13 protein-coding genes are annotated in these 13,082 nt (G+C 61.7%); 6 read left to right on the top strand and 7 right to left on the bottom strand.

The features are described from left to right. Positions 1-67: 67 nt before the first annotated feature. The 3 genes from JV201_RS27945 to JV201_RS27955 are packed head-to-tail and all read left to right on the top strand — an operon-like array spanning position 68 to position 2,060. Positions 68-424, top strand: a complete 357-nt coding sequence (locus JV201_RS27945) for an EamA family transporter (RefSeq protein WP_003213864.1) — start codon at positions 68-70, stop codon at positions 422-424. Beyond that, positions 424-837: a multidrug efflux SMR transporter gene (locus tag JV201_RS27950; RefSeq protein WP_008438917.1), complete on the top strand. Its 414-nt coding sequence runs from the start codon at positions 424-426 to the stop codon at positions 835-837. Before JV201_RS27945 ends, JV201_RS27950 begins: the two co-directional genes overlap by 1 nt. Then, positions 834-2,060: a DegT/DnrJ/EryC1/StrS family aminotransferase gene (locus JV201_RS27955; RefSeq protein WP_219406271.1), complete on the top strand. Its 1,227-nt coding sequence runs from the start codon at positions 834-836 to the stop codon at positions 2,058-2,060. The genes JV201_RS27950 and JV201_RS27955 overlap by 4 nt, the downstream gene beginning before the upstream one ends. On the opposite strand, the gene JV201_RS27960 is transcribed toward JV201_RS27955, so the two are convergent. Both JV201_RS27960 and JV201_RS27965 read right to left on the bottom strand, forming a co-directional pair. Next, the gene (locus JV201_RS27960) at positions 2,057-2,932 is read right to left on the bottom strand and encodes a hypothetical protein (protein WP_003213870.1); all 876 of its coding nucleotides are present in this window, start codon (positions 2,930-2,932) and stop codon (positions 2,057-2,059) included. The genes JV201_RS27955 and JV201_RS27960 overlap by 4 nt on opposite strands. Beyond that, positions 2,929-4,014, bottom strand: a complete 1,086-nt coding sequence (locus JV201_RS27965; RefSeq protein WP_219406272.1) for a GNAT family N-acetyltransferase — start codon at positions 4,012-4,014, stop codon at positions 2,929-2,931. Before JV201_RS27965 ends, JV201_RS27960 begins: the two co-directional genes overlap by 4 nt. Positions 4,015-4,253: 239 nt before the next feature. Between JV201_RS27965 and JV201_RS27970 the strand changes: the two genes are divergently transcribed. Next, a complete protein-coding gene (locus JV201_RS27970) occupies positions 4,254-6,617 on the top strand; it encodes a penicillin acylase family protein (protein WP_219406273.1) in 2,364 nt (787 codons plus the stop codon). A 131-nt stretch (positions 6,618-6,748) separates the two neighbouring features. On the opposite strand, the gene JV201_RS27975 is transcribed toward JV201_RS27970, so the two are convergent. After that, positions 6,749-7,651, bottom strand: a complete 903-nt coding sequence (locus tag JV201_RS27975; protein ID WP_219406274.1) for an AraC family transcriptional regulator — start codon at positions 7,649-7,651, stop codon at positions 6,749-6,751. A 99-nt stretch (positions 7,652-7,750) separates the two neighbouring features. Here JV201_RS27975 and JV201_RS27980 point away from each other — a divergent pair, with 99 nt between their 5' ends. Further along, a complete protein-coding gene (locus JV201_RS27980; protein ID WP_219406275.1) occupies positions 7,751-8,104 on the top strand; it encodes a carboxymuconolactone decarboxylase family protein in 354 nt (117 codons plus the stop codon). On the opposite strand, the gene JV201_RS27985 is transcribed toward JV201_RS27980, so the two are convergent. Next, positions 8,082-9,047, bottom strand: a complete 966-nt coding sequence (locus tag JV201_RS27985; RefSeq protein ID WP_219406276.1) for a GlxA family transcriptional regulator — start codon at positions 9,045-9,047, stop codon at positions 8,082-8,084. The two genes, JV201_RS27980 and JV201_RS27985, sit on opposite strands and share 23 nt — an antisense overlap. A gap of 266 nt (positions 9,048-9,313) precedes the next feature. On the opposite strand from JV201_RS27985, the gene JV201_RS27990 reads away from it, so the two are divergent. Beyond that, entirely contained in the window at positions 9,314-9,955 is a 642-nt protein-coding gene (locus tag JV201_RS27990; protein WP_003213877.1) for an HD domain-containing protein, read from the top strand. 144 nt (positions 9,956-10,099) lie between these two features. Here JV201_RS27990 and JV201_RS27995 read toward each other — a convergent pair whose 3' ends face one another. The 3 genes from JV201_RS27995 to JV201_RS28005 are packed head-to-tail and all read right to left on the bottom strand — an operon-like array spanning position 10,100 to position 13,043. Then, positions 10,100-10,987 (bottom strand): ABC transporter permease subunit, encoded by an 888-nt coding sequence (locus JV201_RS27995; RefSeq protein ID WP_008438909.1) that lies wholly within the window; start codon positions 10,985-10,987, stop codon positions 10,100-10,102. Then, positions 10,984-11,904 (bottom strand): ABC transporter permease subunit, encoded by a 921-nt coding sequence (locus JV201_RS28000; RefSeq protein ID WP_003213882.1) that lies wholly within the window; start codon positions 11,902-11,904, stop codon positions 10,984-10,986. Before JV201_RS28000 ends, JV201_RS27995 begins: the two co-directional genes overlap by 4 nt. After that, entirely contained in the window at positions 11,901-13,043 is a 1,143-nt protein-coding gene (locus JV201_RS28005) for an ABC transporter ATP-binding protein (RefSeq protein ID WP_003195240.1), read from the bottom strand. Before JV201_RS28005 ends, JV201_RS28000 begins: the two co-directional genes overlap by 4 nt. Between the last annotated feature and the right edge of the window lie 39 nt (positions 13,044-13,082).

The raw sequence follows: 13,082 nt of genomic DNA on the forward strand, positions 1-13,082 counted from the left end.
AACAACTGTATCGGCACGCTCCTGTATCGTAAGCAACTAGCCGTACAAGCAGACGACACGGGAACACATGAGCCAATTAACCATCATCCTCTGGATACTCAACGTCATCGTTGATACGTCCGGCCAGTTGGCGTTCAAAGCCGCAGCCTCAGCCAGCGCCGAGCATGACGGCATGGCCCACTGGCGCCATATGCTCAAGCGTCCGTGGATCTGGCTGGGCATCATCTGCTATGTGTTCGAATTCGTGCTGTGGCTGGCCTTTCTGACACTGGTGCCGTTGTCGGTCGGGGTGATGCTGGGCTCCATCAATATTGTCGTGATCATGATTGCCGGGCGTTTCCTGTTCAAGGAAAGCCTGAGCAAATGGCGGTTGATCGGCATCATGCTGATCGCCTGTGGCGTGACCGTCGTGGGGTTCGAGTAATGAAACGGTTTTATATCCTGGGTTTTCTGTCGCTGATCATTTTCGATACCTTGGCGCAGGTCAGTTTCAAGTTCGCCTCGATTCATGCCGAACCGCTGACGATGGACGCCGCCTGGTTGATCCGCGTGTTCGGTGCGCCATGGATCTACGGCGCATTCGTGGGCTACATCGGCGCGTTTTTCACCTGGATGACGCTGTTGAAATACGCCCCGGTGGGCCCGGCGTTTGCGGCGTCACACCTGGAGCTGATCAGCGTGACGCTGATCTCCGTCTGGCTGTTCAACGACACCCTTACCCTGCCCAAAATCGTCGGTGGCGCGCTGATTATCGCGGGCATACTGTGCCTGGCGCGCAGCGAAGACAAAGAAAGCAAGACCGTCGAGGCCGAACCCTCGCAGACGCTGGCGTCATGACGCCCGTTGTCAGCCAGCGGGAGATTCCGCCAACGGCGGGGCTTCCCCTGCGCTGGCAGGACTTGTTCAACCGCTCGGGCGACCTGGCCCGCGACCTGGCCCGACAGCTCGACATCCCGCTGCCGGCCCTGCCCTGCTCCGGCACCGCCGCGCTGATCATGGCGCTGCGGGTGTTGCAGCAGCGCACGCCGGGGCGCACCGAGCTTATCGTGCCGGCCTATACCTGCCCGCTGGTGGCCCTGGCGGCCCATCACTGCCCGCCTTTGCGCGTGGTGGCGTGCGATCTGCAGCCCGGCAGCATCGACCTGGACGAACACCAGCTGGCGCAGCTGTGCAACCAAAACACCTTGGCGATCGTCGTCACTCACCTGGCCGGGCGTGTGGCGGATGTGGAGGCTGCCAAGCGCATTGCCGAGCCACTCGGCATTGCGGTGATCGAAGACGCCGCCCAAGCCATGGGCGCACTGGATGATGAAAAAAGCGTCGGACTGAAAGGCGACATCGGCTTTTTCAGCATGGCGCTGGGCAAAGGCCTGACGACGGCTGAAGGCGGTGTGTTGTTCAGCCGGGATCCGGCGCTGCATCAGGCGTTGCACCAGCAATGCCGGCAGGACTTGCCCTTCAGCCTGCGCTGGGAAGTGCAACGCAGCGCCGAGCTGTGGGGCTATGCCGCGGCGTATCAGCCCCGCGGGCTGAAGTACGTGTACGGCAAGCCGCTGCGGGCGGCGTTGGCGCGGGGCGATGAAGTGGCGGCGGTAGGCGACGACTTTTCCGTCAACGATATTCCGTTGCACCGCCTCGGCGGCTATCGCCAGAAGGTCGGCGCCGCAGCCCTGGCCCGCTTGCCCGAGCATTTGCAGCAAGGCCGCCTGCGGGCCTTGCGTCGCGTGGCGCAGTTGAGCAGCTTGCCCGGCGTGTCGGTGTTGACCGACAGCCCGGGCCAGCAAGGCACCTGGCCGTTCTTGATGGTGGTGATGCCCAGCGCACAAACCCGCGATACCGCGATGGCGCAGCTGTGGACGGCAGGCCTGGGCGTCACCCGCCTGTTCATCCACGTATTGCCGGGCTACCCGGCACTCACCCCGCTGTTACAGCAAGGCGCCGATATCCCCCGCGCGCAAAGCTTCGCCGCCCAGACACTGTCGATTAGCAACAGCCACTGGCTGACGGACGAGCTGTTCGAGCAAGTGCTGGATCATCTGCGGCGGATTCTCAAACGCTAGGCCCAGCTTTGATCGATACGGGTCAACAAGCGCGCATTCAGCTCATTCTGCTGCTGTTGCCAGATCACCACCTGGTTCTCCGGCAGCTCTTCCTGGCCATCCGACGCACTCAGCCAGCGCTTGAACTTGCTCTGGTAGTGGTAGGCGGACACGTCGCCGGTAATGTCCGCGCCAATAATGCTGCCGTGGCAGGCATCGATCAGCGCATTCAAATGCTTCTCCAGAAACTCGCCCTGGTCCCAGTTGGTATTCACCACCTGCGGGCTCAGCACGTCTTTGTCGATGGAGAGATACACCGGCAGCGAAGGGTCGAGCTGCGCCAGGAACGCGCTCATCAACTCGTCCGCGCTGGTGAATGCACGATTGCTGCGGCCTGCGCCGATCCAGTTCAACCAACGAGTATCGACGTTGGTGTTCCAGTAGGTCAGCTTGCGTTTCACCAGCGGCGACCAGTGATTCTCCCAGGCGTGCTTGAGGGAAATGTCCGGCGAGCCAATGCCCAGCACGTGAACGTGCTCGACCTGCGGCAGGCGGCTGGCCCAGTAGACCCAGGACCCACAATGGATACCAAACGGATAACGCATGTTGTCCGGGTGGTTATCGCAAATGATCAGCTGGATCTTTTGCTGGGTGGGAAGACGGTTCAACAACAGCTGGCTGAGGTGGTGATAATCACCGCTGCCGGTAAACACACAGCCGTAATCGCTGGGCATCTGCGCGTGCAGGGCGCTCTCCAGCTCCTTGAACTGCGCCCAGCGGCAGCCGAAACGGATTTTCTCCTGCCAGGCTTGCAACGGCAGGGTAAGGGCGCCGGGAATGTTATTCACGGCCCCGTCAAAATCGAGGATCAATGCGGGACGGGCCTGGCTCATGCGGTTTGCTCCTGCTGCCACTGGGTATCGCTTTCAAAATGGTGCCGGAAACGGTTCATCACTTTGCGCAGCAGCGGGTTCCTCACCCACACCAGATGGCGGGTAAACGTGAACTTGGCGCCGAGGCTGGATTTGACCTGCGGATCGGTCCACCCCGCGACATAAAACTGCAGGCCCTTTTCCAGGGCGAACTCCAGGTTCACAAACCAGCTGACGAAGTACAGGTTGTGCTCCAGCGCCAGCGGGTAGTTCAGGCCGATGTACTTGTCGAGCAACTTGCCGTCTTGCTGGTAGCACAGGTTATAGCCAACCAGTTCGTCCTCGTCCCAGTAGCAGAACACATGCCCGCCGCTGTCGGCATCGGTGAGCAACTGGATGAAGAACTCGGGCGTGAGCAAGTCGAAGTGGATTTCGCTCTGTGCGTACACCGCCTTGTACAGCCGATACAGTTCCTGCTGCCATTGCTCATCGCTGAAGCGGGCATCGCCGGTGTCCAGGATCTCGATGCGCAGCTCATCACGGCTGCGCAGCTTGCGGCGGATATTGCGGCGACGGCTGTGGGACAACCGCGACAGATACTCATCGGTCGAGCTGAAGTCGATCGGTACATAGGCCAGCGCCTGGCCCTCTACATTGATGAATCCGCGCTGGGTGCAAGCCTCGATCAACGCGTGTGCGTAGCGATTGTCCTCAATGCTGAGCAGCGGAGAATCCAGTGGCACGTCCTTGACGATGGTGAGTTTGCGTTGCGGTGCACATTCCTCTTGCAGCCATCGCGCCATGTCCTGTGGCGGTACGCTCAGCGGGAACGGGGAATATTCGCTGACCGTGGTGCCGATAAAACAGGTGTCGATATGCAGCCATGACTGCCACAAACGGTACCCGGGCCAACTGCGCAGGCGGGTACGCAGCTCATCGTCGGCGGTGGTCTGCAGATCGAACCGGGTGAAAAAGTACGGCAGTCCCTGTGCTGACAGCTGGGCAGTGAAACCCACCGGCGGGTATCGCAAAAAATTGCTGATCAGCGATGGCGTTTCCATGCAGCAGGCATAAGGCACCTGTGCACGGCTGGGATCTGTCATAAATTGCATTCCGAAAGTGATAGCAAAGGCGCGCCCGGATGACGGGGTGAATCATCGCGCCGCTGGTTTCATGTAACAGAGTAAACATAATACTCCGCCTACCCGCGGCCCACTTCAGAACCCCCACTTCATGCAGCTCAGGTTCAGGGAGCACGAACCCGAGAGCATTTTCCGCAGCGCTCGCCAAACCCACTAAACTGCCCGAATCTTCACGGTGACCGACTAATAAGGGACAACCCATGAAACGCATCCTGACCGCGCTGGCCATCCTGCTCGTAGCCCTTATGGTTGGCGCCGGCTGGTACGTGTACAGCAAGCAGCCGACCCGCCAGGGCACGGTGGAGCTGGCCCATCTGCAAGGTTCGGTCACGGTGCGCTACGACGACCGAGGCGTGCCGCATATCCGCGCCGAGAACGAGACCGACCTGTACCGTGCTCTCGGCTACGTGCATGCCCAGGACCGGTTGTTCCAGATGGAAATCATGCGGCGCCTGTCCCGTGGCGAGCTGGCCGAGGTGCTGGGACCCAAGCTGCTGGAGACCGACAAGCTATTTCGCAGCCTGCGCATTCGCGAGCGCGCCTTGAGCTACGTCGAGCACATGGACCATGAGTCTGCGTCCTGGAAGGCCCTGCAAGCCTACCTGGACGGGGTGAACCAGTATCAGGACAGCCACGCCAAACCCATGGAGTTCGACGTACTGGGCATCCCCAAGCGCCCGTTCACCGCCGAAGACACCATCAGCGTCGCCGGCTACCTGGCCTACAGCTTTGCCGCAGCCTTTCGCACCGAACCCTTGCTGACCTACGTACGCGATCAGTTGGGCAACGACTACCTGAAGGTCTTCGACCTCGACTGGCAGCCCAAGGGCGCGCTGAACCTGGCGGCCGGTGACTGGAAAGACCTCGGCACCATTGCCCAGTTGAGCGAACAGGCCATGGCCGACAACGGCCTGCCGCAGTTCGAAGGCAGCAACGCCTGGGCCATCAGCGGCAGCCGCACCAAGAGCGGCAAGCCGTTGCTGGCGGGTGACCCGCACATCCGTTTCTCGGTGCCGTCGGTGTGGTACGAGGCGCAGCTGTCGGCGCCGAGCTTCGAGCTTTACGGCTATCACAACGCGCTGGTGCCGGTGGCGTTCCTGGGCCACAACAAGGATTTCGGCTGGAGCCTGACCATGTTCCAGAACGATGACCTCGACCTGATCGCCGAGAAGGTCAACCCGGACAACCCCAACCAGGTCTGGTACCACGACAAGTGGGTGGACATGACCAGCAGCGAGCAACAGATCGCGGTCAAGGGCCAGGACCCGGTAACCTTGACGCTGCGCACCTCGCCCCACGGTCCGATCATCAATGACGTGCTCGGCGAGAATGCCGGCAAGACGCCGATTGCCATGTGGTGGGCATTCCTGGATACCGAAAATCCGATCCTCGACGGTTTCTATCAGCTCAACCGTGCCGATACCCTCGCCAAAGCGCGTGCGGCGGCGGCCAAGGTCCAGGCGCCTGGCTTGAACATCGTATGGGCCAATGCCAAGGGCGATATCGGTTGGTGGGCGGCGGCGCAATTGCCGATCCGCCCGGCCGGGGTCAACCCGGGCTTTATCCTCGACGGCAGTACCGCCCAGGCGGACAAGCTCGGTTTCTACCCATTCAGCGCCAACCCCCAGGAAGAAAACCCGGCCCGCGGTTATGTGGTGTCCGCCAATGCCCAGCCCGCGTCACCCACCGGCATGCCGATCCCCGGGTATTACAACCTGGCAGACCGTGGCCAGCAGTTGAACGCGCAACTGAGCGACAACAGCGTGAAATGGGACGTGGAAAACAGCCAGGCCTTGCAGCTCGGCACCACCACCGCCTACGGCCCACGGCTGCTGGCACCGCTGCTGCCGGTGCTGCGTGAGGTGGTCAAGGACCCGGCGCAGTTGAAGCTGGTGGAGCAACTGGCAGCCTGGAAAGGCGATTACCCGCTGGACTCCACCAGTGCCACGCTGTTCAACCAGTTCCTGTTCAACCTCACTGACGCGGCGTTCCACCCGAAACTGGGCGATGGGATGTTCAAGACCTTGCTCACCACTCGGGTAGTGGACGCAGCCTTGCCGCGCCTGGCCGCTTCAGCGGATTCGCCGTGGTGGGATGGCCACCGCGCCGAGACCGTCAAGCTTGCCTGGGACAACAGCCTGCAACACCTCAAGGCGACCTTTGGTGAGGATCCATCGCAGTGGCAATGGGGCAAGGCCCACACCCTGACCCACGGCCATCCACTGGGCTCGCAGAAGCCGTTGGACAAGATCGTCAACGTGGGCCCGTTTGCCGCTCCCGGCACCCATGAAGTGCCCAACAACCAATCCGCACAGATCGGCCCGGCGCCGTGGCCGGTGACGTACGGGCCGTCGACCCGGCGCCTGATTGATTTCGCCGATGCCGCACATGGGCTGACCATCAACCCGGTCGGGCAGAGTGGAGTGCCGTTCGACAAGCACTATTCCGATCAGGCGGAAACGTACATCGAAGGCGGGTATGAGCAGGCGCATTTCAATGATGAGGAAGTGACGGCGAATACCCGCAGTACGCTCAAGCTATTGCCGGCCCGGACACCGCAATAACTGAAGAAACAAAAAATCAATGTGGGAGCGGGCTTGCTCGCGAATGCGGTGGATCAGTCAATACATCTGGTGACTGACACTCCGCATTCGCGAGCAAGCCCGCTCCCACATTTTGATCTGCGTTGTTGCGTCTACCGTGCTCGCAGCCGCCCCGGCGCCTCACCGTAGGTTTCCTTGAATTTCTTGCTGAACGCCGCCTGGGATTGATACCCCGCCCGAGCGGCAATATCCGTCAGGCTCAGCCGCGACTGATGCAGCAGGTTGAACGCCAGCTCCATGCGCAACTGCGTCAGCAATACCCACGGCGACACGCCCGCCACTTTGACAAACCCACGCATGAACGTCGCCCGGGACATCGACGCGGCGCTGGCCAGGCTGTCGATGGTCCACTCATGCCCGGGATCCGCCAGCATCGCCCGCCAGGCCTTGCCCAGGCGTTTGTCGGTCAACAAGGCAAAGGTGCCCGCCACCGGCGCTTGCTGCGTCAGCCATGCCCGCAGGATCAGGGTGAACAACGCCGACGACAGCGCATCAATGAAAAACCGCGCCCCCAGCCGCTGCCCGTCCGCCTCGCTGCGCAGCAGTGCGATCAATGCCGCCAACTGTCCATCGGCCTGCCACTGCCGGCTGGACACCACCAGGTAGTCCGGCAACGCACTGAACAGCAACGACTGGCGGTTGTAGCGAAAACTGCCGCAGAGCATGTCCACGTCCGGTTGCTCACCGCCCAGGCGATGGATCGGCAGCAAGCCGCCTTCGATCACGGTCTGCGCCACCGGCTTTACCCGCGCGCCCTGGCTGCGCACCAGGTGCGTCGCGCCACCGGGCATTAACAGGATGTCGCCCTCCTCCAACGTCACCTGCTGCCCGCCGGACAATTCGGCGCGGCACGTGCCCGCCAGCACAATGTGATACGGCGCCACGCCCATCGGCTCGGGCTCGTGGTCCATGGCCCAGGCGCCCTGGAACTGGCAACGCAAGTCCAGGCTGCCCCGCAGGTTGGCCAACGCGATGAAGGTGTCGATGGAGTTCATTTGCGAGCATCGGTCAAAAAGGTGAGTGGATCGAACAAAAGTGCCAAACCTGAACCGCGCACACTGGCTTCACACCCAACCCGTTCAGGAGTTAACACGATGTTCAATAACTGGTCCGACTTGCTGCCTACCGTGAAGAAAGCCTTTGGCACGCTGGGCAAGAGCAACCCGAAGATGGTCAAAGCCTACATGGCGCTGGGGGAAGCAGCCGAGGAAAATGACGTCCTCGATGCCAAGACCCGTGAGCTGATTTCCATCGCCGTGGCCATCACCACCCGCTGTGACGGCTGCATCGGCGTGCATGCCGACGCGGCGATCAAGGCCGGCGCCACCCGCGAAGAAGTGGCCGCGACCCTGGCCACCGCGATCTCGCTGAATGCCGGCGCGGCGTATGTCTACTCGCTGCGCGCCCTGGAAGCCTATGACACGCTCAAACCGGCGCCGCAAAGTTAAGCCGGAATTGTTGCGGCGTCACGCCCAGCCGGCGATTGAACACACTGCGCATGTGCTGGGCATCGCGAAAGCCGCATTGATACGCCACGGTCTTGAGCGGTGCGTGGGTGCTTTCGAGCATCACCCGCGCCGCATCCACCCGCGCCCGCTCGACGAACTCCGCCGGAGTGATCTGCGCCTCCCGGGCAAATACCCGCGAGAAGTTGCGCGCGCTCATGTTGGCGGCTTTGGCCAGGTCGGCGATGGTCAGGTCGCCCGTCAGGTTGGCCAATACATACAGCTGCACCAGCGCCACCGCCGAGGTGGCTTGCGCGTGGGGTGTCAGGAACGGGCTGAACTGCGACTGCCCGCCGGAACGCTGGGTGAACACCACCAGGCGCTTGGCCACGCTGAGGGCGACTTCCGGGCCGTGGTCCTGGGCCAGCAGGTACAGCGACAGGTCGATGCCCGCCGTCACCCCGGCCGAGGTGTAGAGGTTGCCGTCCTGCACATAGAGGCGGTCGGCTTCGACCTGGGCCGATGGGCACAAGCTGGCCAGATCGGCAGCGTCGCCCCAGTGGGTGGTGACGGTGCGCCCGTCCAGCAACCCGGCGCGGGCGAGCATGAAGGCACCGTTGCAGATGGAGCCGAAGCGCCGGGCTCGCGCACTGGCGTCACGCAGCCATTGATTGAACACCGGGCCGAAATCCTCGAAGGGCAGCTGCGGCCCGCCGGCCATCAACAGCAAGTCGTAAGGCTCGAGGGCCTCGCTGAAATGCCGGTGTGCCTGCAACGACAAGCCGTTGGAACAGGCCATGTTGCCGTGCCCCAGGCCAATCACCTCCAGCTGGTAATGCGCCTCGGGCGGCAGAAAACGGTTGGCCTCGCAGAACACATCCAGGGGCCCGGTCACGTCCAGTGACTGGACGCCGGGGAAGATCAGGATGGCGACGGTTTTGCCCATGGATAGAAACACCTTTTTCCAACTGAATAAACAAAACCCCTGTGGGAGCTGGCTTGCCTGCGATACAGGCGACGCGGTCCATCAGGTATACCGAGGTGATGCTATCGCAGGCAAGCCAGCTCCTACATTTGATCGCGCATAGCCTTGGCGCGATATCGCGGCACATTGGCCGGGATCGCATCCTCGCCGCGATGGCCCCTTCGCGGGCGCGCGACCAGACTGGACTCATCGGCGCCAACCCCGGCGCTTTCTTGAGGAGAACGACCATGAGCACCACCATCGCCGGCATCAAGATCCCGGACAGCGCCCTGGCCAAGGCCACCACCGAATACATCCGCGACATCGAATCCGACCTGCTCTACCACCACTCCCGCCGGGTGTTCCTGTTCGGCGCATTGAGCGGCGAGCGCCAGCAGTTGGCCTATAACCCGGAGTTGCTGTACGTCGGCGCGATGTTCCACGACCTGGGCCTGGTGGAAGGTCACCGCAGTGACGACGAACGCTTTGAAGTGGACGGCGCCAACGCGGCGGCGGACTTTCTCAAGCCTTACGGGTTGAGCGATGACGACATCGAACAGGTGTGGTTGTCCATCGCCCTGCACACCACACCGGGGGTGCCCAAGCACTTGCGTCCAACCGTGGCGTTGGTGACGGCGGGCGTGGAAATGGACGTGCTGGGAATGGAGTACGCGGCGTTTACCAGCGTGCAGCGCGAAGCGGTGGTGCATGCGCATCCACGGGGTGAAGGGTTCAAGGAGTGCATCATCTGCGCGTTTGCCGACGGCCTGCGCCATCGCCCGCAGACCACGTTTGGCAACGTGAAGACCGATGTGCTGGTGGATCAGGAGCCGGGGTTCAAGCCGATGAACTTCGTCGAGGTGATTCGCAAGTCGCCTTGGACTGCTTAACCCGAATTGGAATGCAATCAAAATGTGGGAGCGGGCTTGCTCGCGAAGGCAGTGGATCAGTCAATACATCCGGTGACTGACACTGCGCTTTCGCGAGCAAGCCCGCTCCCACATTTTTGATCCGGTTTCTTCAGGGCTACCTGATTAGACCGGTGCTGGAGCCCGACGCGAATCCGCCGGCTTCTCCCAACCATCCGCAGCCGCTTCTTCAATCGCCTGCTGGATCGCTTTCTTGCGGTGCTCTTCCGCACGACGGCTGAAGAACCACACCAGGAAGGTCACGATCGACACCGCCAACAGAATCAGGCTGGCCACGGCGTTGATCTCGGGTTTAACCCCCAGGCGCACCGCCGAGAATACTTCCATCGGCAACGTGGTCGAACCCGGCCCCGACACGAAGCTGGCCAACACCAGGTCATCCAGCGACAGCGCGAACGACATCATGCCGCCCGCCGCCAGCGACGGCGCGATCATCGGGATGGTGATCAGGAAGAACACCTTCCACGGCCGCGCACCCAGGTCCATGGCTGCCTCTTCAATCGACAGGTCCAGCTCACGCAAGCGCGCCGACACCACCACCGCCACATACGCCGAACAGAACGTGGTGTGGGCGATCCAGATGGTCACCAGGCCACGTTCCTGCGGCCAGCCGATCATCTGCGCCATGGCCACGAACAGCAGCAACAGCGACAGGCCGGTGATCACTTCCGGCATCACCAGCGGCGCCGTCACCAGGCCGCCGAACAGCGTGCGGCCCTTGAACTGGCTGATGCGCGTCAGCACGAACGCCGCCAATGTACCGAGTGCCACCGCCGCAATCGCGGTGTAGCAGGCGATTTCCAGGGAGCGACCGACCGAGCCCATCAACTGGGTGTTGTCCAACAGGCCGACGTACCACTTGATCGACCAACCGCCCCACACCGTCACCAGTTTGGATTCGTTGAACGAGTAGATCACCAGGATCAGCATCGGCAGGTAGATGAACAGCAACCCCGCCACCAGCATGAAGCTTGAGAAACTGACGCGCTTCATATCTTGCCCTCCATCTCTTTGGCTTGGCTGCGGTTGAACAGGATGATCGGCACGATCAGGATCGCCAGCATCACCACCGCCAGGGCAGACGCCACCGGCCAGTCACGGTTGTTGAAGAATTCTTGCCACAACACTTTACCGATCATCAGGGTTTCCGGACCGCCCAGAAGTTCCGGGATCACGAACTCGCCCACCACCGGGATAAACACCAGCATGCAGCCGGCGATGATGCCGTTCTTGGACAGCGGCACGGTGATTTTCCAGAAGCTGTTGAAGGTACTCGAACCCAGGTCCGATGCGGCCTCCAGCAGGCTCTGGTCGTGCTTCACCAGGTTGGCGTACAGCGGCAGGATCATGAACGGCAGGTACGAATAGACCACGCCGATATACACCGCGATGTTGGTGTTGAGGATCTGCAGCGGTTCGTTGATCAACCCGATGGACATCAGGAAGCCGTTGAGCAACCCGTTATTGCTGAGGATGCCCATCCACGCATAGACCCGGATCAGGATCGCAGTCCAGGTCGGCATCATGATCAGCAGCACCAGCACGGTCTGGATTTCCTTGCGTGCGCTGGCAATGGCGTAGGCCATCGGGTAGCCGATCAGCAGGCAGAGGATGGTGCTGAAAAACGCCATCTTCAGCGAGCCCAGGTACGCCGCGATGTACAACTCGTCATCGCCCAGCATCCCGTAGTTGGCCAGGTTCAGCACCAACTGCAGTTTCTGTTCAACGAAGGTGTAGATCTCGGTGTAAGGCGGGATCGCTACGTCGGCTTCGGCAAAGCTGATCTTCAAGACGATGAAGAACGGCAGCATGAAGAACAGGAACAACCAGAGGAAAGGGATCCCGATGACCACATGCCGGCCACCGGGGGTTATTCGTTGCAGCTGGCGTTTGAACTTCTTCATGTTCATGAGCGAAGTACCACGCCGCTGTCGTCTTCCCACCACACGTACACCTGGTCGCCCCAGGTAGGGCGCTGGCCACGGCGTTCGGCGTTGGCCACGAAGGATTGCACCAGCTTGCCGCTCGGCAATTCGACGTAGAACACCGAATGGCCGCCGAGGTAGGCGATGTCATGCACCTTGCCGCTGGACCAGTTGTGCTCGCAGGTCGGCATTTCGGTGGTCACCAGCAGCTTTTCAGGGCGGATGGCGTAGGTCACCGACTTGTCTTCCACCGAAGTGGCGATGCCGTAGCCGACGTAGATATCGCGGTCCAGGTCCGGGCACTTGAGTACCGCGTGGCCTTCGGCGTCGTCCACCACCTGGGTGTCGAAGATGTTGACGTTGCCGATGAACTCGCACACCAGGCGGCTGGTCGGCGTTTCATAGATGTCGATCGGGCTGCCGATCTGGGCGATCCAGCCCAGGTGCATGATCGCGATGCGCTCGGCCATGGTCATGGCCTCTTCCTGGTCGTGGGTCACCATCACGCAGGTCACGCCCACGCGCTCGATGATCTCCACCAGCTCCAGTTGCATCTGCGAACGCAGCTTCTTGTCGAGTGCGCCCATCGGCTCATCGAGCAGCAGCAGTTTCGGACGCTTGGCCAGGGAACGCGCCAGCGCCACCCGCTGACGCTGGCCGCCGGACAGCTGGTGCGGCTTGCGCTTGGCGTACTGGCTCATCTGCACCAGCTTGAGCATCTCGGCCACACGGGCGTCGACCTCGGCCTTGGGGATCTTGTCCTGCTGCAGGCCAAACGCGATGTTCTGGGCCACGGTCATGTGGGGGAACAAGGCGTAGGACTGGAACATCATGTTGATCGGCCGCTCGTACGGCGGCATGTCGGTGATGTCCACACCGTCGAGGTAAATGCGTCCTTCCGTTGGGCGCTCGAAGCCTGCGAGCATGCGCAGCAAGGTGGATTTGCCCGAACCCGATCCGCCGAGCAAGGCAAAGATTTCGCCTTTCTTGATTTCCAGGGACACATCGTCCACCGCAATCGTCTCGTCGAACTTCTTCGTGACCCGGTCGATTTTGACCAGCACCTTTTTCGGTGTCTGGTCGCCCTCGAGGGCTTTCTTATAGGCGCCGGAGGCAACTGCCATTTACGAAACTCCCAGAATAAAAAGAGTGCAGCTCGCCCA

Source organism: Pseudomonas sp. Colony2 (assembly GCF_019382755.1).
Lineage (GTDB): Bacteria > Pseudomonadota > Gammaproteobacteria > Pseudomonadales > Pseudomonadaceae > Aquipseudomonas.